Source organism: Acinetobacter amyesii (genome assembly GCF_023499985.1).
Lineage (GTDB): Bacteria > Pseudomonadota > Gammaproteobacteria > Pseudomonadales > Moraxellaceae > Acinetobacter > Acinetobacter amyesii.
Window position 1 is genome coordinate 81,266 of the sequence record NZ_JAMCOU010000031.1, and the last position, 25,859, is coordinate 107,124.

At 41.8% G+C, this 25,859-nt stretch carries 28 protein-coding genes; 17 read left to right on the forward strand and 11 right to left on the reverse strand.

Translation table 11 applies throughout. The features are described from left to right. Positions 1–28 precede the first annotated feature (28 nt). Positions 29–334, forward strand: coding sequence for a hypothetical protein (locus tag M5F03_RS09030; RefSeq protein WP_249708095.1), 306 nt, complete (start codon positions 29–31; stop codon positions 332–334). A 179-nt stretch (positions 335–513) separates the two neighbouring features. Here M5F03_RS09030 and M5F03_RS09035 read toward each other — a convergent pair whose 3' ends face one another. The 4 genes from M5F03_RS09035 to M5F03_RS09050 form a co-directional block, all read right to left on the reverse strand. After that, positions 514–1,626 carry a glycosyltransferase family 4 protein gene (locus tag M5F03_RS09035; RefSeq protein WP_249708099.1) on the reverse strand — a complete coding sequence of 371 codons (1,113 nt, stop codon included), beginning with the start codon at positions 1,624–1,626 and terminating at the stop codon, positions 514–516. 32 nt (positions 1,627–1,658) lie between these two features. Beyond that, entirely contained in the window at positions 1,659–2,594 is a 936-nt protein-coding gene (locus M5F03_RS09040) for an LpxL/LpxP family acyltransferase (RefSeq protein ID WP_249708100.1), read from the reverse strand. A gap of 87 nt (positions 2,595–2,681) precedes the next feature. Then, positions 2,682–3,443, reverse strand: a complete 762-nt coding sequence (locus M5F03_RS09045) for a 3-oxoacyl-ACP reductase (protein WP_249708103.1) — start codon at positions 3,441–3,443, stop codon at positions 2,682–2,684. A gap of 185 nt (positions 3,444–3,628) precedes the next feature. After that, positions 3,629–5,533 carry an ATP-binding cassette domain-containing protein gene (locus M5F03_RS09050; protein ID WP_168377902.1) on the reverse strand — a complete coding sequence of 635 codons (1,905 nt, stop codon included), beginning with the start codon at positions 5,531–5,533 and terminating at the stop codon, positions 3,629–3,631. Between the two features lie 34 nt (positions 5,534–5,567). On the opposite strand from M5F03_RS09050, the gene M5F03_RS09055 reads away from it, so the two are divergent. From M5F03_RS09055 to M5F03_RS09085, 7 genes are all read left to right on the forward strand, one after another. Then, the gene (locus M5F03_RS09055) at positions 5,568–5,813 is read left to right on the forward strand and encodes a SlyX family protein (RefSeq protein ID WP_078189840.1); all 246 of its coding nucleotides are present in this window, start codon (positions 5,568–5,570) and stop codon (positions 5,811–5,813) included. Between the two features lie 132 nt (positions 5,814–5,945). Beyond that, positions 5,946–6,947, forward strand: a complete 1,002-nt coding sequence (locus M5F03_RS09060) for a hypothetical protein (RefSeq protein WP_249708105.1) — start codon at positions 5,946–5,948, stop codon at positions 6,945–6,947. Between the two features lie 70 nt (positions 6,948–7,017). After that, positions 7,018–7,467, forward strand: coding sequence for a hypothetical protein (locus M5F03_RS09065; protein WP_078189705.1), 450 nt, complete (start codon positions 7,018–7,020; stop codon positions 7,465–7,467). 38 nt (positions 7,468–7,505) lie between these two features. Continuing rightward, a complete protein-coding gene (gene topA / locus M5F03_RS09070) occupies positions 7,506–10,148 on the forward strand; it encodes a type I DNA topoisomerase (RefSeq protein WP_078192741.1) in 2,643 nt (880 codons plus the stop codon). A gap of 91 nt (positions 10,149–10,239) precedes the next feature. Next, on the forward strand, positions 10,240–11,241 hold the full coding sequence (locus M5F03_RS09075) for an NYN domain-containing protein (RefSeq protein ID WP_180034947.1): 1,002 nt from the start codon (positions 10,240–10,242) through the stop codon (positions 11,239–11,241). 24 nt (positions 11,242–11,265) lie between these two features. Continuing rightward, positions 11,266–12,024, forward strand: a complete 759-nt coding sequence (locus M5F03_RS09080; protein WP_249708111.1) for a hypothetical protein — start codon at positions 11,266–11,268, stop codon at positions 12,022–12,024. Between the two features lie 126 nt (positions 12,025–12,150). Next, positions 12,151–12,723 carry an HdeD family acid-resistance protein gene (locus tag M5F03_RS09085; RefSeq protein WP_078189701.1) on the forward strand — a complete coding sequence of 191 codons (573 nt, stop codon included), beginning with the start codon at positions 12,151–12,153 and terminating at the stop codon, positions 12,721–12,723. A 77-nt stretch (positions 12,724–12,800) separates the two neighbouring features. Here M5F03_RS09085 and M5F03_RS09090 read toward each other — a convergent pair whose 3' ends face one another. After that, positions 12,801–13,250, reverse strand: a complete 450-nt coding sequence (locus tag M5F03_RS09090) for a carboxymuconolactone decarboxylase family protein (RefSeq protein ID WP_249708112.1) — start codon at positions 13,248–13,250, stop codon at positions 12,801–12,803. Positions 13,251–13,333: 83 nt separating this feature from the next. Here M5F03_RS09090 and M5F03_RS09095 point away from each other — a divergent pair, with 83 nt between their 5' ends. Then, the gene (locus M5F03_RS09095) at positions 13,334–14,464 is read left to right on the forward strand and encodes a glycerate kinase family protein (protein ID WP_249708114.1); all 1,131 of its coding nucleotides are present in this window, start codon (positions 13,334–13,336) and stop codon (positions 14,462–14,464) included. A 65-nt stretch (positions 14,465–14,529) separates the two neighbouring features. Here the strand turns inward: M5F03_RS09095 and M5F03_RS09100 are convergent, their stop codons facing one another. Continuing rightward, entirely contained in the window at positions 14,530–14,838 is a 309-nt protein-coding gene (locus tag M5F03_RS09100) for a hypothetical protein (protein ID WP_180101413.1), read from the reverse strand. Between the two features lie 173 nt (positions 14,839–15,011). On the opposite strand from M5F03_RS09100, the gene M5F03_RS09105 reads away from it, so the two are divergent. From M5F03_RS09105 to M5F03_RS09125, 5 genes are all read left to right on the forward strand, one after another. Beyond that, positions 15,012–17,000 (forward strand): ATP-dependent helicase, encoded by a 1,989-nt coding sequence (locus tag M5F03_RS09105; RefSeq protein ID WP_168377891.1) that lies wholly within the window; start codon positions 15,012–15,014, stop codon positions 16,998–17,000. Between the two features lie 86 nt (positions 17,001–17,086). Beyond that, positions 17,087–17,338 (forward strand): RNA recognition motif domain-containing protein, encoded by a 252-nt coding sequence (locus M5F03_RS09110; protein ID WP_078189697.1) that lies wholly within the window; start codon positions 17,087–17,089, stop codon positions 17,336–17,338. A 42-nt stretch (positions 17,339–17,380) separates the two neighbouring features. After that, positions 17,381–17,743, forward strand: coding sequence for an ASCH domain-containing protein (locus M5F03_RS09115; protein ID WP_249708116.1), 363 nt, complete (start codon positions 17,381–17,383; stop codon positions 17,741–17,743). Positions 17,744–17,818: 75 nt separating this feature from the next. Next, on the forward strand, positions 17,819–18,322 hold the full coding sequence (locus tag M5F03_RS09120) for a DUF6586 family protein (RefSeq protein WP_078189695.1): 504 nt from the start codon (positions 17,819–17,821) through the stop codon (positions 18,320–18,322). 105 nt (positions 18,323–18,427) lie between these two features. Continuing rightward, complete coding sequence (locus tag M5F03_RS09125; RefSeq protein WP_078192732.1) at positions 18,428–18,706, forward strand: hypothetical protein; 279 nt, start codon at positions 18,428–18,430, stop codon at positions 18,704–18,706. Positions 18,707–18,796: 90 nt separating this feature from the next. On the opposite strand, the gene M5F03_RS09130 is transcribed toward M5F03_RS09125, so the two are convergent. The 5 genes from M5F03_RS09130 to M5F03_RS09150 form a co-directional block, all read right to left on the reverse strand. Then, positions 18,797–19,024, reverse strand: coding sequence for a hypothetical protein (locus M5F03_RS09130; RefSeq protein ID WP_249708118.1), 228 nt, complete (start codon positions 19,022–19,024; stop codon positions 18,797–18,799). Between the two features lie 189 nt (positions 19,025–19,213). Next, positions 19,214–20,932, reverse strand: coding sequence for a cation:proton antiporter (locus M5F03_RS09135; RefSeq protein ID WP_249708119.1), 1,719 nt, complete (start codon positions 20,930–20,932; stop codon positions 19,214–19,216). A 142-nt stretch (positions 20,933–21,074) separates the two neighbouring features. Next, positions 21,075–21,230, reverse strand: a complete 156-nt coding sequence (gene rpmG, locus M5F03_RS09140) for a 50S ribosomal protein L33 (protein ID WP_001205031.1) — start codon at positions 21,228–21,230, stop codon at positions 21,075–21,077. Between the two features lie 12 nt (positions 21,231–21,242). Further along, positions 21,243–21,479: a 50S ribosomal protein L28 gene (gene rpmB / locus M5F03_RS09145; protein WP_000048256.1), complete on the reverse strand. Its 237-nt coding sequence runs from the start codon at positions 21,477–21,479 to the stop codon at positions 21,243–21,245. A gap of 162 nt (positions 21,480–21,641) precedes the next feature. After that, positions 21,642–23,090 (reverse strand): coniferyl aldehyde dehydrogenase, encoded by a 1,449-nt coding sequence (locus M5F03_RS09150; protein WP_078192729.1) that lies wholly within the window; start codon positions 23,088–23,090, stop codon positions 21,642–21,644. Positions 23,091–23,206: 116 nt separating this feature from the next. Between M5F03_RS09150 and M5F03_RS09155 the strand changes: the two genes are divergently transcribed. From M5F03_RS09155 to M5F03_RS09165, 3 genes are all read left to right on the forward strand, one after another. Further along, a complete protein-coding gene (locus M5F03_RS09155; protein ID WP_078192728.1) occupies positions 23,207–23,908 on the forward strand; it encodes a TetR/AcrR family transcriptional regulator in 702 nt (233 codons plus the stop codon). 79 nt (positions 23,909–23,987) lie between these two features. Beyond that, positions 23,988–24,854, forward strand: a complete 867-nt coding sequence (gene purU, locus M5F03_RS09160) for a formyltetrahydrofolate deformylase (RefSeq protein ID WP_078192727.1) — start codon at positions 23,988–23,990, stop codon at positions 24,852–24,854. Positions 24,855–25,064: 210 nt separating this feature from the next. Beyond that, positions 25,065–25,829 carry a TonB family protein gene (locus tag M5F03_RS09165; protein WP_249708121.1) on the forward strand — a complete coding sequence of 255 codons (765 nt, stop codon included), beginning with the start codon at positions 25,065–25,067 and terminating at the stop codon, positions 25,827–25,829. Positions 25,830–25,859 lie beyond the last annotated feature (30 nt).

Genomic DNA, 25,859 nt, shown 5'->3' on the forward strand with positions numbered 1-25,859 from the left:
CAATAAAAATATAGGTATGAGACGTTCTATGCTGTCCGAATGGCACCAAAAAATATTGCAGATTACACACTTATCCACCGATGCACTTTCCATTTACCTTGGCTTAATACTGTTCTTTTTTGTGGCCTTTTGCCATCACCGCCAATTGAAATCACATTATGCGATTTGGACGGTTGTGGTCGTCGCAGTGGGATTGGAATTGTTTAATGCACGCCATGATATTTTAGATAGAGGCTTTTGGCGTATAGGGCAAAGTTTGAAACATATTCTAAATGTCATGTTGTTGCCGCTAATCCTTTGGTTGATGTCCCGATACCGTGTATGGAAGGGCTAAGTGGAAGCCCGAAATTGAAGGGCTAAATGAAAGGATTAAATCGCCAGTTAAAAAATCCTAATAGAAAAAAAGATATTGTGAAATGCACAATATCCTTTCTAGATGTTGATCGAGTTGCCGAATTAAAAAGATTTCCAGAGCGTTATCCTGCACAGCAAAGATCTATGGCGTGTGTTCAATCAAGCTGAATGCTGAGAGACCACTTGCGTATACAACTCCAAAGTCTGATCACACATCTCTTTTAAACTAAACATGCTGATAGGCTGCACGTGTTGTGGTTGGTCTAAATGCAACTTTAAGGTGTCGAGTAATTGTGTTTCATCATCGACAGTGACTAAACCTTGCGGATAGACATTCGATAAAATTTCAGCTACGCCACCACGGTTCCAACCGATTACAGGTGTACCTACAGACAGTGCTTCAAGTACTGTCCGTCCAAAGGTTTCCGCTTGGCTCGACAAAGACAAAACCAAATCGCTAAAAGCTAACCATTCACGGATATCTGAACGATGACCGACAAAAGTAATCCGATCACTCAGCCCTTTAGCCGCAATACTGTCTTGCATTTCTTGTAAATAAGCCGCTTTTTTCGGATCTGCACCACCGACCACCACCGCATGTACGTCGGGATACTGTGTTTGTAGCTGTTCCATTAAATGGATCAGGGTTTCATGACCTTTCAAACGGGTGATACGGCCTGGTAAGCAAATCAGACGCTTATTTTCTAGTTCAGGGAAATCTTTTAGGGTTTGATTGAGCCAGTGTGCTGAGGGTTGATAACCATGTGGAAAAGCAGCGGGGTCTATGCCACGATAAATACGCACAATGTCCTTGGTAGGACAGTTTTTGTAGTTGTCCGTGATGTATTTGACAACACTATCTGAGACCGCAATGACTTTTTCAGCCTGCGTCATGATTTGACTATAGCGATTAATCGAATAAAAACCATGTACAGTTGAAATCAGGTGAGGTCGCTTGTTTGCAGGAATCCCTTTGAGGGCAAAATGCGTGAGCCATGCAGGGACACGTGAGCGCACATGCACGATGTCTGGTTGATGTTCCTCAATCAGTTTACGTAGAGGACGAATTTGCCATAAGCTTGATAAGGCTTTTTTATGGATTGCGAGCGTGAGGTGAGTTGAGCCTTCGGCTTCCAATTGAGTCACCATACGGCCGCCATTTGAAACCACTAAGGACTCATGGCCAGCGGTCACTAAAGCACGAGCTATTTCTAAGGTTCCTCGCTCGACACCGCCACTGTTCAATTCAGGTAAAAGCTGCATCACTTTCATAGCATTTCTCTTTTTTATGTGCTGAGTTGAACTCAATAGATTTTGTCATAGCCTTGTGGGCGGGTTTTAAAACGGCGATGGAACCACATGTATTGCGTCGGTGCGATTCGTAGCTGATTTTCAATAATTTTATTGGTTCGAACAGCATCCGAAACTTCATCTTCACTCGGAAAATTGTCTAAAGCAGGTTCAATCAACACATGATATTGAGGGTTGCTGATGTCGCCATCGCGATAAAAATACAACGGGATCGCCACGGCTTTAGCAATTTTTAATAAGCGACGATGCGCAGTAACAGTGGCTGCTGGAGTACCAAAAAATGGTGCCATGACCCCTTGTTTTAAACCAAAGTCTTGATCGGGACTGTACCAAATGGCATGGGCATTTTTCAGATTGCGAATCAAGCCACGCATATCATCATGGTCGATTTGGTTGGCATAGATGGTGGCACGGCAACGCACAATCAACATATCCAACAGCGGATTATTTTGCGGACGATAAACCACATCCGGCTCAAAGAACTGTGCGCATAAATAGCCACCAGCATCGAGCAGGGTAGAATGTGTGCCGAGGAGTAAAATACCTTTGCCTTCAGCTTGTGCATTTTGAATATGTTCTAAGCCTTCAATTTGCACCCGATTTTTGAACCACTGCGGGCTGTACCATGCATTTAAGGTTTCAAAAATACCAATCATTTGGTCGATAAAAACCTGTCTTGCATTAGCTTCAATCTGTTCTGCCGTCCATTCAGGAAAGCAAACTTCCAAGTTGCGAATCGTGGTTTTACGACGTGATTTGAGATTATTAAATGCGACAGAACCGAGGAATTGCCCAAGTCGATACTGAATTGCCCACGGAAGAATCGCCAAAATCATAAGAAATACAATCCCTATCCATATTCCCCAATACTGCGGAAGTAAGAAAGACCATTGGAATTTTCCGGGTTGATATGTTGGCTTTTGACTCATAGGGCTAAATCAAAGATTAAAAAATAGGGTTCAGTTTAGCATGAAGCTGAATTGAAAGAGAAAGTTCAACCTCATGCTGCATCAGACTTAACCTTTGACTAAACCGCCATCGACAATCAAATTCTGCCCTGTGACCGCACGTGAGTAAGGGGACAAGAACATCATGATGGCCGCAGCAAATTCTTCAGGCGTGGTCACTGTGCGTAAAGGTGTTGATGCCGCAATTAAATCAAACACGGCATCGGGTGTGGCTTTACTGGCATCGGTGCTTTGTAATAAGCCGCCTGAAAGCATATTGACGTTAATCCCAAACTCACCTAGCTCATGCGCCGCTGTGCGAGTGAAGGCCAAAAGTGCCGCTTTTGCTGCAGTGTAGTCGTGGTAAGGCACGACGGGGTTTTGTACTAGGTTGGTACCAATATTGACAATGCGACCAAAACCCTGTGCTTTCATATTGGGAAGCGCCGCTTGAGTGGTGTTGAGAGCAGCAACGACTGCTCCATCAAATTGTTGCTGTAAGTGCTGTGCAGTCAGTTCTTCCATTTTAGGACGGGCATCGCCATTAAATTGAAAATGGATGAGGGCATTATTTACGACAGAGGTGATCGCGGTACCAAAATGTGCTTCTGCTGCGGCAAAAAGCTGTTCTACTTGAGCTTTATCTGTGACATCTGCTTGATAGGCAAACACTTGCTGAGGAAATGCGGTCGCCAACTGTTCTGCCGCAGTTTGACTGGATAGATAGTTCACGACCACGCGTGCGCCTTCAGCTATTAAAGTTTGGCTAATTGCCAAACCGAGGCCACGTGCGCCTCCTGTAACCAAGACAATTTGATCTGAAATTTGCATGCTCGTGACTCAATCTTATATTGAACGTCACCATAGCAAGCTTTTCACATTAGCGGAATCGTCTTTACAAACGCTGTATGCTCCAATTTGAAACAGCGTCATCAGGGTTAGCCATTCAGCCGAGTCATAGTACATAAAAAAGCCGTATCGAAATACGGCTTTTTCTGTGTGGAATATTTGTGGACTTAGCCTTTAGCAAGCGTTTCTAGCTCATCTAGACGTTCCATTTTTTCCAGCATTTCGTCATCAATTTCAGCAAGACGCTGTGATGCTTTGGTCGCAGCATCAGCGTCAGTCATGAACCAAGAACCGTCGGCTAATTTTTCAGACAATTCAGCTTGCTCTTGTTCCAATGCTTCAATTTCAGTCGGCAGTTGTTCTAGGGCACGTTGGTCTTTATAGCTGAGCTTCACTTTTTTAGGCACCGCAGCGGCAGCCGCTGCTTCGGCTTTAGCCATGGCTTTTTTCACATCGCTTTTTTGATCCACAACAGTTTGGTCAGGACGCTGTTCCAAATAGTCTTGGTAACCGCCGATGTATTCATCGATTTGACCTTTACCATCAAATACCCAAGTCGACGTCACCACGTTGTCCATAAATGCACGGTCATGCGAAATCAGTAACAGTGTGCCTTTGTACGCGCTGAGCATTTCTTCTAATAGTTCAAGAGTCACCATATCCAAGTCGTTGGTCGGTTCGTCCATCACGATAAGGTTCGATGGTTTTAGTAGCAGTTTAGCCAACAGAATACGGTTACGCTCACCCCCAGACAGTGCTTTAACAGGTGTACGTGCGCGTTCTGGAGAGAATAAGAAGTCTTGTAAATAACTGTAGATGTGACGACGGCTACCGTTTACATCGACATGGTCTGAGCCTTCAGAGACGTTATCTTTCACTGATTTTTCAAGATCAAGTGCATTTCGAAGCTGATCAAAGTAAGCAACTTCAAGCTGTGTACCTGTTTTTACTGTACCAGTATGTTCTTGCTCACCCAAAATAGCTTTGATAAGAGTGGTTTTACCCACACCGTTGTCACCGACTAAGCCGATACGGTCACCACGTAATACCAGTGCCGAGAAGTCTTTGATGATTGGTGCGCTGTTGCCAAATTGCACAGCTAAGTTTTCAATTTCAAAGACCACTTTACCTGAGCGCTGCGCATCTTGCGTTGCCATGCTCACTTTGCCTTGTTGTGAACGACGTGCTTTAGACTCTTCACGCAACGCTTTTAAGGCACGAACACGACCTTCGTTACGGGTACGACGCGCTTTAATGCCCTGACGAATCCACACTTCTTCTTCAGCGAGTTTTTTATCAAATAGCGCATTTTGCTTTTCTTCCGCTTCCATTTGCTGAGCTTTGAGTTCGAGGTAACGTGAATAGTTGCCTTCATAGCTACGCAAAATGCCGCGGTCAAGTTCCACAATACGAGTCGCAATATTGTCGACAAATGAGCGGTCATGCGAAATAAACAACAGGGTTAAGTTGTTTTGATCGAGTAAGAATTTTTCGAGCCATTCAATACTTTCAACGTCCAAATGGTTGGTTGGTTCGTCGAGTAGCAATACATCGGGCTGCGTTAAGAGAGCACGTGCCAATAGAACACGACGCTTACGACCACCAGACAAATCTGCAAGGTCAGCTTCTGGGTCTAGGCCCATTTTGCTGAGGATGGCATTCACTTTGGTTTCAAGTGACCAGCCATCCATTTGATCCATCTGATGTTGTAGGTTACCCATGCGCTCACAGGCGTCCATATCGCCGAGTACGCAGGCTTCGCTGGCTTCATGATAAGCACGTAATACAGTTGCAGCTTCACCTGCACCATCGGCAACAATATCAGCAACTTTGCCCGAATCCATGGGTACATCTTGAGCAAGCATTGAAATCGTAATGCCATTTTGCAATGAAACTTCACCGCCATCTGGCAATAAAGTTCCCTCAATCAGTTTAAGTAAAGTAGACTTACCTTCACCATTACGACCGATTAGACACACTCGCTCGCCACGTTCTAAACTGAAGTTCGCGCCGTCGAGTAGGGAAGGTCCGCCAAATGCAAGCTGGACGTCCCTTAAAGTAATATAGGCCATAATGTTTCCTGAAATCTTATATGAGGAGTGTAAATTGACTACACAACAAAATCTTGATGAACAGGCGTCATTTTCCGCACCCATTGAAGATTTGCAAGTCCGAATTGCATTTTTAGATGATTTAGTTGATCAATTGAATGATCAAGTTGCGCGTCAAAACGCCGAAATCGCTGATTTAAAGAAACAAATGCAGATGTTGTATCGTCGTATTGAATCGGCAGATTTATCTGAAGGTATTGCGGCATTTGACCCAATGACCAACCGCCCACCGCATTATTAATGTCACTATTGAATGACAGGCAGATGACGAATCAGCGCCAAAGCTCTGGATTGGTGTAAATTTATTTGACCTTTTGCAGCGTGACAGGTCTAATGCACCGCATCTGCTGATCGAAACCCATTATTTCATCTCATGAGTCAAAAAGTTGTCCTGCTAGATTTGGAAAATAACCCGCCTACAGCAAATCTATTGCGCAATATCATTGAACATTACAGTACTTTGTATGTGTTTAGCTGCAATGGAAAATTTGAGTATGCACTTGAAGATTTGACTGAAATTGCAGGGTGGATCGCGAGTGGCCAATTGGTGGTTTTGGATATTCCAGAAACGCCGCAAAAAGAATTTGAATATGCGGTGATTGTGGGGCAACTGATGGCCTTGATGGATCCAGATGCGCATATTGAAGTCATTTCAGCAATGCCTGATATTGAATTACTGATGGAACAATTGGATGGCTCTGGACTCAGTGCACATCTTATTCAAATTCAATCAGAACAAGAAGTTTCACATAAAGTGAAGTATAAAATTCCTGACCTAGAAACCATTCGGAATAAACCTGATTTATTACTGATTAAACACTATTGTGATGGTCTGGAAAAACTCAGTGGCAAACCCAACAGTTTGGATAAACTGAAAAACTCATTGATGAATATTTTGCAAGTCTCTAGCGAAAAAGCTCAGCATTTGGTCGGTATGTTGATCAATCTAAAAATCGTCAAACGCTTTGATGAGCAAATTTCGATTCGAAAAAAAGTACTCAAACAATGGGTACAGCTAGATTTAAATGCGACGGCTGAAACAGCATTGCCCATAAAAACAGACCTGAATGCATTTACTGCTTCACTCGAAGATCAAACCTCAAATACTGATGATACGGCGTCGATGATTCAGGCTGCACAGCAAGGCTTATTTAAAAATTTCAATAAGATTGATCCTGTGCAAATGGAAGTGATCCGAAAATTGCATGAATTAAAGTCAGATAAACCAAAAGATATCTACGCCTTACGTGATTTATTGGAGCAAATGTTCCCACAATCTGACGTTCGATTACTACTTAAAGAGTTGATCGAAAAAGGATATATCTATTGGAATGGTCACGAAGTGCTATATAGCCACGAGATGTTCCTGAATTAATTTTATCGAGTGAACTTGCGTTTTATATTGCGCTTATGCAACTCTAATAAAGGAATATAAAGGTTGTGCTATGGAAAATACTGGAATCTGGGTTACCGTTTTTATTGTGGTCTTTGTACTTGGGTCGATTTTTGGACTTCGAGTAAATCCTAGAGAAAAAGCCTTGGGCATTATGCGCGAGAAGGCGCGTAAGATGGGGCTGCACCCACGTTTAGTGGCTGCACCTGCTTGGACCAAGATTCCAATGGCATCTGAAAAGCGTGCCAGTATGGTGGCGTATTACAGTGTGCTGATTCCAGATGCGCGTTTGCCTTTAATGCGTGCTTTAGTGGTCGATGACAAACTTGAACTGGTGCATGGTGATGACAAGTTCAAGGATTTAGCCATTACATTAAAGGGCATTTATGCTATTGATATGCAGGCAAACTGTGTAGGACTCTATTGGAACGAAGAATCTGACTTAAGAGCCACACAGCTTGATGATATGAAAGCATTTTTACATTCATTGGCTGAACTTTAAATTTTAAAAAACCTATTAAACAGGAATGATGGTTAACTATGGCGAACGCTCCTCGGTCCACATCTAAAAGTACCACAGCAAAATCTGCCGATGCTGGGAAAAAGCGTGCGTTAGTGATTGTGGAATCGCCTGCAAAAGCGAAAACAATCAATAAATATTTGGGCTCTGATTACATCGTGAAATCATCGGTGGGTCATGTCCGTGATTTACCTACAGGCGGCTCGAGTAAAACAGCAGAGAAAAAGCCAGTAACTCGTGCAAAATTAACTGAAGCTGAAAAAGCCAAAAAAGCACAAAAAGCTTTGGTTAATCGTATGGGTGTAGACCCTGAAAATGACTGGAAGGCACAGTACGAAGTCCTACCGGGTAAAGAACATGTTGTTGCGGAACTGAAAAAGCTTGCATCGCAAGTTGACGAGGTCTATCTCGCAACGGATATGGATAGGGAAGGAGAAGCAATTGCTTGGCATTTAAAAGAAGTAATTGGCGGTGACGACTCACGTTATCAACGTGTGGTGTTCAACGAAATTACCAAAAATGCCATCCAAGAAGCGTTTAAACATCCTTCTCGCCTCGATACAGATAAAGTAAATGCTCAACAAGCCCGTCGTTTCCTTGACCGTATTGTGGGCTTTATGATCTCGCCACTCTTATGGGAAAAAATCGCCCGTGGTTTATCGGCAGGTCGTGTGCAATCTGTGGCTGTTAAACTTGTGGTTGAGCGTGAACGTGAAATTCGTGCCTTCGTTCCAGAAGAATTTTGGCAAGTTTTTGCAGATACCAAGTCGAAGAAAGACGATATCCGTTTAGAAGCGGTGAAGCAAAATGGCAAGACTTTAAAACTGCACAACAAAGCTGAAACGGATGCTTTACTGAACCTGATTAAAGATGCAGATTACACAGTTTCAGCACGTGAAGACAAACCAACCAAGGTCAATCCAAGTGCGCCATACATCACGTCTACACTGCAACAAGCAGCAAGTACACGTTTAGGTTTTTCTGTGAAGAAAACCATGATGTTGGCACAGCGTTTATATGAAGCCGGCTTTATTACCTACATGCGTACAGACTCAACATTCTTGAGTGATGACGCTGTAAATATGGTTCGTGGTCATATCGAAACTGAGTTTGGTCAAAAATATTTACCAGCTAAACCAAATCGTTATGGCAATAAAGCTGGTGCGCAAGAAGCCCATGAAGCGATTCGTCCATCAAATGTCGCGCTAAAAGGCGATAGTTTGGTGGGTGTAGAGCGTGATGCGCAGCGTCTTTATGACCTGATCTGGCGTCAGTTTGTGGCATGTCAGATGACACCAGCGGAATATTTATCATCGACTATTTTAGTCAATGCCAATGGTGTAGAACTCAAAGCCAAAGGTCGTACCTTGGTATTCGATGGTTTCACCAAAGTTCGTGGTCAAAACAAATCGGATGATGATGTACTGTTACCTGCTGTAAAAGTCGGTGAAGTACTGAAACTTGAAAAATTAGATCCATCGCAACACTTTACTAAACCACCTGCGCGCTTCACTGAAGCATCTTTGGTCAAAGAGCTTGAGAAAAAAGGGATTGGTCGTCCATCGACGTATGCTGCGATTATCTCAACTATTCAAGACCGTGGTTATGTGAAGCTTGATAACCGTCGTTTGTTCGCTGAGAAAATGGGTGAAATCGTGACAGATCGTCTCGATGAAAACTTCAATAACTTGATGAACTATGCATTCACGGCAGATCTTGAAGGTCAGCTAGATAAAGTCGCGGATGGTGATCGTAACTGGAAAGAGTTACTCAATAGCTTCTACGGTGATTTTAAAACACGCTTAACCACAGCTCAGGGTGAAAATGGCATGCGCCGTAATTTACCTGTAGAAGTGGATGCGGTGCACTGTAAAGAATGTGACCGTCCAATGCAGATTCGTACAGGTACAACAGGCGTATTCTTAGGTTGTTCGGGTTATAACTTACCACCTAAAGAGCGTTGTAAGGGAACTTTAAACCTGACACCTGTAGAATCATTGGCTGCACTGTCTGACGATGACTCGGCAGAAACAGCAGATTTAATGTCGAAAAAACGCTGTCCAATCTGTGAAACAGCCATGGACAGCTATGTGATTGATGGCGGCCGTAAGTTGCATATCTGTGGTAATAACCCAGACTGTGCTGGTTTTGAGCTTGAAGAAGGTGAGTTCAAAATCAAAGGGTATGATGGCCCAACCATTCCGTGCGACAAATGTGATGGCGAAATGCAATTGAAGACAGGCCGTTTCGGTCCTTACTTTGCATGTAATAGCTGTGACAATACACGTAAAGTGTTGAAGAGTGGTCAGCCTGCACCTCCACGTGTAGATCCAATTAAAATGGAGCACTTACGTTCAACAAAACATGATGACTTCTTTGTCCTTCGTGATGGCGCAGCAGGTTTATTCTTAGCTGCAAGTAAGTTCCCGAAAGTACGTGAAACTCGTGCACCGAAAGTGGCTGAACTACGTTCTGTCGCAGATCAGTTGGATGCAAAATATCAGTTCATCTTGCAAGCGCCGGATGTCGATCCTGAAGGAAACCCAACATTGGTGAAATTCAGCCGTAAGAACCAAGCGCAATATATTGGTTCTGAAAATGCTGAAGGAAAACAAACCAAATGGTCTTTGGTGTACCAAGACGGTAAGTGGGTTGAGGCTTAAGCTTTAAAATCAATAAAATGCTGACTTCGGTCGGCATTTTTTATGTCAGAATTAATCAAAATTTAAATGATAAAAATGATTGGGGGGAATAGTGGAAATTCAAACGAAAAAGTTTGCTGTACTCATAGATGCGGATAACTCATCGATCAATGCTATTCCATATGTGTTGGAAGAAGTTGCAAAATATGGAATCGCAAGTGTTAAACGAGTTTATGGAGATTGGAGCAGCGAAACCTTAAAAAATTGGCGTGAAGTCTTACTTCCTCATGCAATCACACCTGTTCAGCAGTTTGCTTACACAAAGGGCAAAGATGCAACGGATATGATTTTGATCATTGATGCGATGGATTTGCTGTACGCAGGTGCATTGGATGGCTTTTGTATTGTTTCAAGCGACAGTGATTTTACCCCTTTAGCATCTAGAGTTCGTGAAAATGGGCTAAGTGTTTATGGTTTTGGAAAAAAGTCGACGCCAGAGGCATTTAAAAAAGCATGTGATAAATTTATTTATGTTGAAAACTTACTACAAGATAATGAGCTAAAAAATACTGAAGAAGATCTTATTGTTTCACCAATTAAAGAAGTCATTGAAAATACAAAAGTAAGTGAACCAAAGCCATCTGTGCAGATTAAAGAGAATACAATCACTGAAATCATTGATAAACCCACTTTAAATTTGATTTATAAAGCTGTGAAAGATAATGCGGATGACAGTGGTTGGGCATATTTAGGTCTAGTTGGAGGGTATATCAATGCGGTAAAGTCGGATTTTGATACTAGAAATTATGGACATGAAAAACTATCAGGTCTGGTTAAGGCTTTAGGTGTATTTGAAACGAAATTAGTTGGGAGCCAAATGTTTCTAAGAAAAAGAAGCTTTAGTACCTTCATACGATTAGTGCAAAAAGCGATTAATCAAAATTCTAATGAAAGTGAATGGGTTGAATTAAGCATAATCATTCAAAATTTAGAAAATTCAGATTTAAATATTAGAAATTACGAAGAAGCAATAGAGTCAATAAATAGTGAATGGTTGGATTTAAAAATAGAAAAATCCAAAAAATTTTTAAAAATTAAAAGACTAATAGCTTGATTAAATAGATTGGATATACCATCAATGTGGAAAAAAATTCGGGTACTGTGTTTACTGCTGATTCTACTAGTGGTCGCAGTCAATGCCTATAAAGACAAAAACCAAGACTGGAGTAAACCGATCTTTGTATTGTTACATCCAATTAATGCCGATGGTCGAGAGAGCACTCAAGCTTATATACAGCAGCTCTCTGGCAATGATTTAAATGATGTTCAACAATATTTACAAGCGACAGCACAGAAATACCGAGGGCAACCGACTTATGTGTATTTTAAGTTAGGTCGTGAGCTGAAAGTTTTACCTCCCAAAGTACCCAATGACGCCGGTATGTTGGACGTTATCTTATGGAGTTTGAAATTCCGCTACTATGCTTGGCAACAGCATGAAAATGTAGACGGGGTTTCGAGTGTTACGCTCTTTCTAAATTATTACGATCCGAACCAAACCAAAGAACTTAAACATTCCACAGCCTTGGAAAATGGTCGAATTGGATCGGTGAATTTATTTGCATCGAATAAACAGACAGCGCAGAATAAAATCGTTTTAGCCCATGAGTTATTACACGCTTTTGGTGCAACTGATAAATATGATTTGGCCACAGGTCAGCCGATTTTTCCTGTCGGTTATGCAGAACCTGAGCGGCAGCCTTTGTTTCCACAAAGCAAAGCTGAACTGATGGCAGGGCATATTCCTACCTCACAGACGCAAAGTAAAATGCCTGAAGATTTAGCTGATACTGTGGTGAATGACGTCACAGCGATTGAAGTGGGATGGAAAAAATAATGTGGATAAAACCTATCTTATCCACAGACTAAGTCGTCAATGTGGATAAGATTTGGACTTTTCTTTCATTTTTCTTCATCATGAAGTTGCATAATCCATTGAATAACGAATAACTTGAGAAAAAACATGAGAACAGTAGGCAACGATTTAATTCGCAGTCAGCTCCATGAAAACCGTAAGTGGTATCTCGGTTTAGGTGCTTTATTGGTGGTCTTCGGATTGGTCCTTTTGGCAGCCTTGCCATTTGCGACACTTACGGTGATTTATATTTTTGGTGTGCTGATGATGTTAGGTGGCGTAATTCACTTCATCGCAGCATTTAAAATTTTTGAAGGCGGTTACCGCTGGTTCTGGGCACTATTTGGTGTGTTGTATTTGGTCGCAGGCTATTATGCATTTACAACGCCTGTCAAAACGGCCATTGTCCTGACCAATTTGTTGGCGATTATTTTGATCATTGCAGGGGTTATTCGTATCTTTAATGCTGTGCTATTTCGAGCATTTCAAGGTTGGGGATGGACACTATTTTCAGGTCTATTGACCTTGATTACGGGTGTGATCATTTTGATGTCGCCTGATGCGCCATTTTGGGTATTAGGATTATTCTTGGCGGTTGATATTTTATTCCAAGGGGTCAACTACCTTACTTTGGCTTCCTATATTCGACGTGAAGTGCCGAAAAGCTCGGCAGAGCAGTAAGCTGCTTGCGGATCTGATAAATAAAAAAAGAGTGCTGAGGCACTCTTTTTTTATTCACTCTTAATGTGTACTACCCGTTAAGGTTTAACGCTATAGCGGCTACTAATGGCGATACGATTCCATGTGTTAATGACAATCGCGAGCCATTCAATTGCACTGATTTGATCATCAGTTAAAAATGGTAGAGCATCTTCATAAACTGCATCGGGAACTTGGTCTTCGGCAATCAATGTAATTGCTTCGATCAAGCTTAAAGCCGCACGTTCTTTTTCATCGTAGTACGCAGTTTCACGCCATGCATTGAGTAGGCTAATGCGTTCAATACTTTCACCTGTTTTAAGTGCATCTTGCGCATGCATGCGAATACAGAATGCACATTCGTTGATTTGGGATGCACGTAATTTCAGTAAATGGGCTAAACCTTCACTTAGGCCAGACTCATTTATTTTTTGCATAGCCAGTGCATCAAGTTCTGCAACTTTTTTATACAGTTCAGGTGCAGACTGACCTAGGTTGATTCGTGACATTTCGAACCTTTCTGATGTTTTTAGATATACCTGCTATTTTAAAACCGTTATGGTTGAGGACAAGTTTTATTTTGAGCATTTAGATGACCACTTTTGTTCTTGCGCCCGATTCATTTAAAGAAAGTATGAGTGCTCAACAAGCCTGTGACGCGATGCAGCGTGCAATTTTAAAGCTCATACCAGATGCAAATGTCATCGCTGTGCCAATGGCAGATGGTGGTGAGGGAACTGTAGATGCGTTACTCAGTGCTTGCGACGGCCAAAAAGTGACGATAGCGCTTACAGGTCCTTTGCCCAATCAAGGTGTGACGACATATTTCGGTTTGATCGACGGTGGGAAAACCGCAGTGATTGAAATGGCAAAAGCCAATGGAATTCATCTTGTCGATATGGCTCAGCGAAATCCATTACTGACGTCAACTTATGGTACGGGCGAAATGATCAAGGCTGCTCTAGACTTTGGAGTAAGTAAAATTATCATTGGCTTGGGCGGGAGTGTGACCAATGATGGCGGTGCAGGTATGGCGCAGGCCTTGGGGGCACAATTTTTAGATGAAAATGGCTTGGAAATAGCAGTTTGTGGTGGTTGTCTTGATCAAATTAACAGTATTGATTTGACGCAGCTCGACTCACGTTTAGCGCATACAGAAATTATCATTGCCAGCGACGTCATTAATCCACTATGTGGTGAAAATGGTGCATCCCATATCTTTGGCCCGCAAAAAGGCGCAACGCAGGAGATGGTGCGTCAGTTAGATCAGAACCTCAGTCATTATGCCGATGTCGTTGAAGCGACTCTGGGTTGTGCTTTACGTGATGTCGCAGGTGCAGGTGCTGCAGGTGGATTAGGTTTTGGGTTGATGGCTTTTGCAGGTGCATCGATGCAATCAGGTGTGGAATTGGTCATTGAACAAACTCAGTTGAAGGAAAAAATAGCACAGGCAGATTATGTGCTGACAGGTGAAGGGAAAATTGATCATCAAACCAAGTTAGGTAAAACACCATTTGGTGTGGCGCAGGTTGCAAAAAAGTTTAATAAACCCGTGATCGCCTTTACTGGTCTAGTGGGTGAGGGGATAGCAGAACTCTATGATTTAGGTTTCACACAGATTGTTGGGATTAATCCACCAGATTGTAAGTTGGAAGATGCATTAAAAAATGCGGAACTAAATTTGGAACATTGCTGTCGAAATGTGATGAGATGTTTGAAATAAAAATCAAGGTAAAATTTATGAATGCATCTAGCGAGTTTTAAGATAATCATAGTTAGAAAATATGATTAATTTGGTTGAGAATCTTTGCAATATTTTTCCATTGGTTTTTGATTTTTTGGAATTATATTTTCAATGTTTTTTATATTTTCTATTGCATTTTCTTTTGCCCGTTTCGCTTTTAATAATTCAGAATTCTCTGAAGCAATTTCATATTGTGCTTTACTCATTTTATAAGTTGCACATAAATTATCGGATATAAGCTTATGATTGCCAGAAATTAGAGCTACAGCTAGATCATCATGGAGTTGAATTCCTTTCTGATTATTTTTACTTATCAAGTGATCAAATTCAGTTTGAGTCAATTTTTTTTGCATAAGATGGATGATTTGTAAATATTAAAAGTAATAAAACTGGCTGAAGGAAATGGCTAATTAGCTTAAAATTTTTCATAAACTTATCTTTTTCTAGTTGTAATTTTGATCCTACATTAACATGTATTTTTTTTCAATCTGCTAAACTATACCTATCCATGAAATGATGAGTACATATGAGTTTAGCCAACCTGATTGATGAATTAAATCCTCAACAAAAACAAGCCGCAACAACAGAAGCACAGCATAGCTTGGTTTTGGCAGGAGCAGGTTGTGGTAAAACCAAAACCATCGTGGCGCGTGCAGCTTATTTAATTGATCAAGGCGTGCCTGCCAATCAAATTCAAATTCTGACTTTTACTCGCCGTGCAGCGAGTGAAATTGTTGCTCGTGTGGAGCTGGCTCTGGGGGAGCAAGCCAAAGGGTTACGTGCATCAACCTTTCATACCTTTTGTATGTACCTCTTGCGCCGTATTCCAAAAGCCTTTGGTCTAGAACAGTTTTCGATTATTGATCGTGATGATCAACTCATGATGTTCCGTCTGATTCGTGGCCGTGATGATAAGAAAAACCCCAATCACTTACCCAAGCCAAAAGAACTCTGTGACCTATATTCTTTTGCGCGGAATACGCGTCAAAAACTCAGCATTGCCATGGAAAAGCAAATGCCTGAGTACTTTGCTTTAAAAGATCAAATCGCGGATATCATGAAAGAATACGAAGCTCGTAAACGTGCGCGTAGTTTTTTAGATTATGACGATATCTTGGCGATTGTGGCGAAAGCCTTGGCGGAATCAGATGGACTGGTCGATTATGTGGCTTCGATTTGTCGCCACATGTTGGTTGACGAAATGCAGGATACCAATCCGCTGCAATGGGCGTTACTTGAGCCACTAAAGGAACGTGTCAGTTTGTTCTGTGTCGGCGATGATGCACAGTCCATTTACGGCTTCCGTGGTGCAGACTTTGAAAATATTCATCATTTCAAAGAGCGTGTACCCGACGCACAGATTTTCAAACTCGAAAAAAATTATCGTTCAACCCAAGAAATTTTAGATCTGTCGAATTGGTTGTTGGATGAAAGTGAAATTAAATATGACAAACGCCTAGATGCCTATCGTGGTGAAGGGATTAAGCCGAAAATGCATATTTTCCCGAATGAGTTTGATGAAGCCAAATGGATTGCCATCGACATTAAAGAGCGTCATTACCTCGAAGGCAGCAAATGGTCGGATCATATGGTGCTTGTGCGTTCAAGCTTTGCCGCCCGTCATATTGAAGCAGCCTGTATTGCCGCAAACGTACCGTATCGCTTTATTGGTGGAATGAAATTACTTGAAACAGCCCATGTCAAAGACTTACTCAGTGTGCTGCGTGTAGTGGCTAATCCTTTAGATGATATTGCGTGGATGCGCTTTTTAACCTTGTGGAATGGTGTGGGTGATGTCGGTGCGAGTAAGTTATCGCAGCAGATTTTACTCGAGCCAGAAATGCAAGCCATTGCAACCAAGTTGGAAAAGTTTGGCAAAGTACCTGACCAAGCGATTCTGATGATGAAGCAAATGTCGGTGTTGAAAGATCAGGTCAAAGAATGTGTAAGCTTGGCTGTTCAAGCGATTTCTGAGCAGCTGGAAGAAAACTATAAAAAAGATTGGAACCGCCGTGTCGGGGATTTTGATCTGGTGAAACAACTGGCATCAAAGCATACACAGCTCAGTGAATTTCTTGAAGAGTATGTGCTCGACCCTGTGTCCATTTCTGAAATTGAACGGCAATCAGATAGTGATGTCGTGACGTTAATTACCATTCATTCGGCAAAAGGAACGGAGCAAAAAGTCTGTTATGTGGCGAATGTCACGCCAGGGCAATACCCGCATGCACGTGCCCAAGGCAATTTCGATGAAGTGGAAGAAGAGCGTCGCGTGTTATATGTGGCGCTGACACGTGCGCAAAATGAATTAATTTTGACCAAGCAAAACTTGAACCACTGGGCACGTGAAACTGTCGATGAGCAAGGCCGTAAAGTAGAAAGTTACTTTATGAATGATTTAACTCGAAATTTATGTAGTTTGGAAACACACTATAAAACCCGTCAGCAAACCGTAAAAAGTGCCTTAATCGAAAGAAAATCGATTAATTTAGATTTTGGTATCGATCTCGATTAAAATAGATTTTTGACGTGATTTACACGCAAGTTAAAAAGCAAAATAGACAAATGCTTTTTGATGATGCTGTCTATTTGGAAGATTGAATGAAAATTTTAGTACGTAACTTAGAGCGTTCAGTTACTGAAGCAGAATTGGTTGAACTGTTTAAACCATTTGGCGCAGTAGAGTCTGCTGTTGTTGTTATGGATGCAAGCACAGGTAAATCGAAAGGGTTTGGTTTTGTCGAAATGCCAAATGGTCGTGAAGCTGTAAAAGCGATTAAAGGCCTGAATACTTTGAAAGTCAAAGGTGCAGGTATTCGCGTAAAAGCGGCTGAAGATAAGCCTAAAGCATAAATTTAAAAAGGAGCGTTACGCTCCTTTTTTTATCGGTGATCTATGAAAAAATGCTACTCGGCTTTGTCTATTGTTGCGCCATCTGGTTCGAACATTGCGTGCGGGCTTAAAACGCTTGAAGTCCGCTCATGGCGGCCTGAGCATTTGCCTTTAAAAGATTTAGTGATCGTGGAAAATCAACGCTACTTACATGAAAGCGGAGATGAAGATATTGGACGTGCAGTGGCGATGGTCGATGTATATGACGTTCATGCATGGACTGAAACAGAGGTAGAGCAAGCGCAGGCGACATATTGGGCAGCAGGGTACTGGGCTTGGCGTCTGGAAAATATCAGGATGATTGATTGGGATATGCCTGTTCCTGCCAAGCATGACATTTATTTAATTGAAATCGATCATCCATAATATTTATTGTGAATTTCCTAAAAATCCGTTTAAGCTTGTTCCTGTAGAAAAACGCCAAAATTTAGGGAATTGTTCATGTCTCGTGTTGCTCGCTTTCATGCTGATCGTACCAATCAAAAGTTATATTTTACCCGTCTTGCATGTCAGCAAGCTGAGCAGACCGATCATGTTCAACAAGCTCAGGCTTATCGCGAAGCAGCGGTTTTTCATTTACACGGTGCAGTACTTGCGTTTTTACAAGAGTTGGTGCGTTACTATCGTTTAAATGATCCTGCGCCCACGTTAAAGTCGATTGAAACGCTGATGGCTGAAAAAGGTCAGGTATCACCTGAAGTGACTGTTATGCAGCAATTGGCAAAGCAGGGCTTTATTGCAGAGCTGAAACGCGCACATCGTATGTGTCAATATGCACCTGAACCGTCTGCACCAGAGCCAGAAGATGAAACGTCTTCAAATTTAATTATTAAAGTTACCCAAACACCGCAAGCATGGTTGCCAGATACCGCTATTTTGCGTGAATGGCATCGTGATCTAACTCAATTAATTGATGGATTTCGTAACGAGATGGTGGAGTTCTAATTGGACTATTGCTACTTGAAATAAATTTATTTAACCCGATATAAGATTATCTAAGTAATACAAAGTGCAGATGCCTTTATCACCATGTTGCGCATGGAGGGATATATGTCTATAGAACAGTTGAAAGAACTCTTTGGGAACCAGGAAGCAATTTTAGAGCTGGTTCAATTGGAAGGTGGTGAGTTGGCATTGCGTAATGCAGGCTCAGAAAAAGAGCCTTTGGTGACTATCCAATTCAATGAAGAATTACGCAATATTTTGGGCGATCAAATGAGTGTGATCGCTCAGCAAATGATTCAGGCTGCATTGTTTGGTTTGTTAGAAAAACAAGTGGATGAATGGCATGCCGAAGTGGTCGATGAAAAGCCTAAATATATGAGCTAATCATATAGGTACTGATTTTTAGATCATGATGAAAACGCACCTTTCGGTGCGTTTTTTTATGCCCAAAATGACACTTAGACTGTGCCCAGTTTAGTAGGTGAGATCAGCATCGAACCTAAAAATACAATAAAGACCCCGATGAGCTGTAAGAAAAAAAGGATTTTTGGCATCTTGCCAATACAGAATCAGAAAGACGATGGAAATGGGGTAAAACAATAGACAGCCCAGTCCCCATAAAATACTGGTTTTAAATGCAGCGATGAGAAAGCCCAGACCGCCAATCAAAATAATGGCAAGGCCTAAATAGAGTATGTACATGTTTTTCTCGTTTCTTGTTTGAAGTTTTTAAAATGATGCTTCGTTTGATGCTTATTTTATCAATATGTTTTTTAAATTCAATTATTTGTAATTTTAAAATTACTGAATTTTATCAGTTTAAAAAAAAGGCGATGCTTTAACACATCGCCTTTTGGGTTTTGCTCATAAGAACTTAATTAGAGACTTAGTTTAGTGTGTCGGAGTTTGGTGATGCGCAATTTGGATTTGATTTAAAATATGATTGCTCATATTTTTCGCCATTTCCTCTTTGGCATAATAAACCTCACCGATATTGTCACGACGAATGACTTCAGCTTCTTCTTTACTTTCCGCACACACCAATACTTGGATAGAAGGATTCAGCATTTTTGCAATGTCGACAATTTTATGAATATCTAAAATATCCATAGGTGAAATGACCAAAAGGCGTGCGTGTTGAATATGGGCTTGAATTAAAACCCCAGGTTCTGTTGCTACACCGGATACCGCAGCGATGCCTTTTTCCCGCAAGTTTTCCACGATTTCACGGTTTTCTTCAGCAATAACCACTTTAATGTTTTCATTCATTAATTCGCGGGTAATACGACGACCGACTTCACCATGACCAATCAGCACCACCTGATCACGCAGATAATCCTGTGAGACCTCATCCGGCAACATGGCTAATGGGTCACTACTACGTTCCAGTAAACGGGCCAAATTCGAGCGCTCACGGATGAGTCGCTGCATAGGCTCGATGGCAGAAAATACAAATGAATTTAGCGTAATCGAAATTAATGCACCTGCCAATATCAGGTTTTGTCCTTCCATGGAAAGGAGGTTTAGAGATACACCTAAGGTCGCCAAAATAAACGAGAACTCACCAATCTGCGCCAAACTCGCCCCAACGGTTAATGCGGTATTGATGGGGTAACGGAAGAACAACACCAACGCCATTGCAGCGATGGTCTTACCAATCATGATAATGCCGACCACAGCTAAGACGTGAAGCGGTTGTTCAATCAAGATCCGTGGATCAAACAGCATGCCGACGGAGACGAAAAACAAAATCGAAAAAATTTCACGAAGCGGAAGGGTTTCTTCTTCTGCACGGTGACTAAAGTCAGACTCTTTGACCACCATACCGGCAAAAAATGCGCCCAGTGCCATGGATACACCAAATACCTTGTAGGCACCAAAGGCAATAGACACGGCTGCTGCAACCACGGTGAGCGTGAATAATTCACGTGAGCCTAAGCGCGCAACCACTTGCATAATCATTGGCACTAAGCGTTTACCAATGATTAGCATAAAGGCAATAAAACCTGCCACTTTGAGTAAGGTAATACCAAGGGTGAGCCAGATATTTTCATCTGCACTACTTTCTGTGAGTGGCTGTCCACCAAGCAATACTGCTGTGGCAGGGAGTAAGACCAGAACCAAGACCATGACCAGATCTTCAACCAAGAGCCAGCCTACAGCAATTTTACCATTCACGGAATTAAGTAAGCCTCGGTCACCGAGAGCCTTGAGGAGAACCACCGTACTTGCACACGACAAACTTAAGCCAAACACTAAGGCTGAGCCCATGCTCCAGCCCCAAAGCATGGAAATTCCCATACCCAGTAAGGTCGCCACTGCAATTTGTAAAATGGCACCGGGCAAAGCAATACGACGGACTTGCATCAAATCATTGAGTGAAAAGTGCATACCCACGCCAAACATCAGGAACATGACACCGAGTTCGGCCAACTGGTTAGCGAGATGGATGTCACCAACTACTCCAGGCGTATTTGGGCTAATAATAATACCGGCAATCAGATAGCCGATGAGGGGAGGAAGTCGCAGGCGCGCAGCTATATAGCCAAAAATTAAGGCAAAACCAAAGCCAACAGCAAGTAATATTATGAGTTCTACATCATGAGGCACTAAAAACTCCTTAAGCCTAAGTTAAGGGTAAAAAAAGACAAGCACAAAAAGTGCCAAAAGCATTTTGAAAGTTTAGCAATTCGAATAAAAAAAATGCAAAAAAAAACGACCTAAGCAGGTCGTTTTTTTCAAAAAACTAAAATTATTTGATTTTAGCTTCTTTGAAAATTACGTGTTGACGGATTTTTGGATCAAATTTTTTGATTTCCATTTTTTCCGGCATAGTACGTTTGTTCTTAGTGGTAGTGTAGAAATAACCTGTACCAGCAGAAGAAACTAGGCGAATTTTATCACGCATGTTCGTAGCTCCTTAGATCTTTTGACCTTGAGCACGTAGGTCAGCAACAACCTTTTCGATGCCCAATTTGTCGATAATACGCATACCTTTAGTAGTTAGACGAAGACGTACGAAACGTTTTTCGCTTTCTAACCAAAAACGGTGGTGATGCAGGTTCGGCTCGAACCGGCGTTTAGTTTTGTTGTTGGCGTGTGAGACGTTGTTACCAACGACTGGACGCTTGCCGGTAACTTGGCAAACCTTAGACATGGTGTAACTCCATTGATTTAGCCAACAGCAAATCTGTATGGCCAGTCAAAAAAAACATTGAATTCATTCAAGGGGCGTTTTATATCAAAAATGCGCTTAAAAGACAAGCGATTTTGCATAAAACGAACGATCACCTAGTGTGATCGTTCATGCCTTGATCGTTTATCGAAGAAGTGTCTTCGAAATCAGTTTGTGGATCGGCTTATTGAACGGTGGAAGAATGAATTTCAAACTATAGAGTTTTGGATTCGACATCACCGAGCGTTCATGCGACAAACTGAAGAAACCTTCTGGACCATGATATTTCCCCATACCCGAAGCCCCCACACCGCCAAAAGGCAGGTCATCTTGAGCCACATGGGTTAATACCGTGTTTTGTCCGAAATGTCCTGAATGGGTACGTGTCGCGACATAGTCGGCACGTGCCTGATCAAAGTCGAAATAGTATAAAGCAAGTGGACGAGGACGGCTATTAATAAAAGCAATAACCTCGTCAATTTGATCATATTCCATGATCGGAAGGATCGGACCGAAGATTTCATGCTGCATAATTTGCATGTCTGGAGTGACACCCGTTAAAACAGTCGGTGCAATTTTACGTACAGCGTCCACATTTTCATTTTGTGGGTTAAAACTGATGATTTGTGCGCCTTGATCACGTGCATCTTCTAAATAACCTTGTAGGCGCTTGTACTGCTTGTCATTAATAATCGAGGTGTAGTCCTGATTATGAGCAATACTTGGGTACATAGCTTCAACGCACACTTTATAGTGATCTAAAAATTCAGCAGTTTTACCACGAGGTAAGAACACATAGTCAGGTGCAACACAAGTTTGACCTGCATTCCAAAGTTTACCAACAGCAAGACGCTGTGCGACATCTGCTAGGTCAATAGACGGATGAACCAATACAGGTGACTTTCCGCCTAATTCTAAAATCACCGGAACTAAGTTTTCAGACGCTGCCGCCATGACAGTTTTACCGACATTGGTCGAGCCAGTAAAAATCATTTTGTCGAAGGCAAGGTGACTAAAAGCATCTGAAATTGGGCCACCACCATTGACGACTGCGACCAATTCTTGAGGAAATGCTTCTGCGAGAGCTTTTTCGAGCACATCACCGAATACCGCAGAGGCACTCGAAATTTTGATCATGGCATGGTTGCCCGCAGCCAAAGCACAAATCAGTGGGCCTATAGAAAGAAGCAGTGGGTAGTTCCATGGCGTAATAATGCCGACGACACCAAGTGGTTGATATTGCACCCATGCTTTTGCAGGTTGGTGAATAATTCCGACATGGCGTTTGGATGGTTTCATCCAGTCTGTCAAATGCTTGCTATAATATTTAATGTGTTCAAGACATGTGAGTAACTCACCAATCTTGGTTTCACCAATAGAACGGTTACCATAGTCTTGATTAATTGCATCAGCAAATTGATCTTGATACTTAACTAAGATACGCTTAAGCCGAGCCAAACGGTCTATACGTTCCTTCGCTGTAGGCAATGGGTAACGTAAATACGCTTGTTTCTGCTGTTCCAACATATTGTTGAGATGCTGGTGATCAAAAGAATGTGGTGTCATTGAAGTTGTTTTTGTTTGACTATTCATGTCGCACGACCATATCCAAATTAGCGATTAATTAATTTTTAGAGCAAATACTCTAAATAGTCAAGTTACTTTATGTGTTAGTGTTCTAATGCTTTGAAATAAATGGTTGTTTTAGGATGTCTCACACCAAAACCTTAAAAACGAAAGAACGTATTTTGCAGCTGAGTTTGCAGTTGTTTAATGAGCGTGGCGAGCGTTCAGTGACAACCAATCATATTGCTGCTGAACTGGGAATGAGCCCAGGTAACTTGTATTACCATTTCCGAAATAAAAGTGAAATTATTAAGGAATTAATGGAGCAATATCAGCATGAAACGCTAGAAATGTTAGCGCTTCCTGATGATCGTCAGCTTGATGCCAATGATAAAATTCGCTATTTCCAAGTGTTAAGTAGCCAATTATGGGCTTATCGCTTTTTACATCGTGATGTTTATCACTTGGTCGAAAATAATGAAGATTTCCGCAAAATGTATCCACGTTTTGCCGGTCAAGTTATGCAACAAGGGCAGAAAATTTATCGTGCTTTTGTCGATGCAGGCTTAATGCAGATGACCGATTCTGAAATTGAGGCCTTAACCATTAACTTGTGGATCGTGCTGACCAACTGGACCAACTTCCTTTATATGTCGGGCCATATTACTGACTCCAACACTTTGGAAGAAAAGTGGGTGTGGCAAGCACTGCGACAAATGGTGTTCTTAGAAGGCGCATATCTACGTGGTGAAAGCCGTGAAACCTATGAGCGACTGCTCGAAACTTTAGGGCCGTCGGACTTATTTGCAAGTCTTTCAAACGTAAAGCATCAGGTTACTGAATAAGACTATTTAGTCTGGCTTTAAAAAGCGTTAGAATACTCGGCTCTTTTTTCAATTTAACTGATTAGTGATATAAACCAACATGAATATGTCGACCGCTAACACAGCACGCTTACTCATTACCTGTGAAGATAAACCAGGGATTGTGCAAGCTGTATCGAGCTTTTTGTATCATCAGGGAGCAAATATTACCGCACTTGATCAATACGCGACTGAAGCTCAAGGGGGGCGATACTTCATGCGTGTTGAGTTTGAATTGGACAATTTACAAAGCCGTAAAGAAAGTCTAACTCAAACATTTGCAAGCAATGTTGCTGAGCGTTACAACATGCACTGGCGTTTAGCTTTAGTCAGTGATGTGAAGAAAGTCGGTATCTTGGTGTCAAAAGTTGACCATGCTTTGCTTGAGCTGTTGTGGCGTCATGCACGTGGTGGTTTGCCATGTGAAATCACCAAAGTCGTGTCTAACCACGATGCTTTACGTGAATCTGTAGAAAATTTCGGTATTCCGTTTGAAGTTGTTCCTGTAAACAAAGAAAACAAACGTGAAGCTTATGAGCAAATTGATCAATTGATGCAAGGCAATGATTTATTGGTTCTTGCTCGTTATATGCAAATTTTAGACGAAGAATTTGTTCAAAAGTGGGAAATGAAAGTGATCAACATTCACCATTCATTCCTCCCAGCCTTTGTTGGTGCGAACCCATATAAGCAAGCGCATGAAAAAGGCGTGAAACTGATTGGTGCAACAGCGCACTATGTGACTGCTGATCTTGACCAAGGTCCGATTATTGAGCAAGACGTAGAGCGTGTCAGTCACGACTTTACCGTTGAACAATTGCGTGAGTTAGGTCAGGACGTAGAGCGTAATGTACTCGCACGTGCAGTCAAATGGCATCTTGAAGATCGTATTATTGTCGATGGTAATAAAACTGTTGTATTTCAATAAAACGAGATAAATTTTTGAATAAAAGGGCATACTTTAGGTATGCCTTTTTTATATTATGATTAAAAAAAGTCATTAAAACTGACGAATTAATAGTTGCAAATGAAAACACTTCTCATTTATTATTGCCGTACTTTAATTGTGCTAACCGATGAGCATGATTGTATTTTTGACAAAATAAATGCAATCGCTTCTTCAAGGTAACTGAGTTTAATGAGTCAATCTCCCGCTCCAATGATGCAATCACCTAACCCGATGAAAAAGAAAATCATTACTGCGCTTCTCGCTGTTGTGGTAGGGCATATGGGAGTATTATGGGCGGTCAGCAATATGAAAGCACCAGAACTTAAACCGATCGAAAAAGATCCGATTAAAGTTCGCTTTGTGAAGATTGTTGAAGAGAAAAAACCAGAACCTCCGAAGCCAAAACCAGAACCAAAGAAAGAGCCACCAAAGCCAAAAGAAGTTAAAATTGTAGATAAGCCTTTACCACCTCCACCGAAGAAAGTGGAAAAAGTGGAACAGGTGAAAAAGAAAGATGCGCCGAAACCAACTGTTGAAGCGGTCAAAAACGTACCACCAACACCTGTTGTTTCAACTGTGGTTTCTGAAACGAAAGTCGTTCGTGTTGAACCAACACCTCCGGCACCTGTTGCACCACCACCTGCGCCTCCAGCACCACCTGCGCCACCGACACCTAAAACTGTGAGCATTGGTAATGGTGTCAGTTGGATTAAGAAACCGAATGTTCAATTTGAAGATGGTGAATTAAAAGCGTCGTGTACAGTTGAAGTTGCGATTTCTGCAAGTGCTGAAGGTAAAGTCGAATCAGCAACGATTAAAAACTCGACTTGTGGCGCTGCTGTAAACCGTAAAGTGACTGCTGCAGTGAAGCGTGCACGTTTATCCAAATATATTGATAATGGTGTGGCAACTCCGACGCGGGTTGATCAACCATTCAACTTTAAACTTAATTAAGATTCCGGCTAACCCATTAGGAGTTCGAAT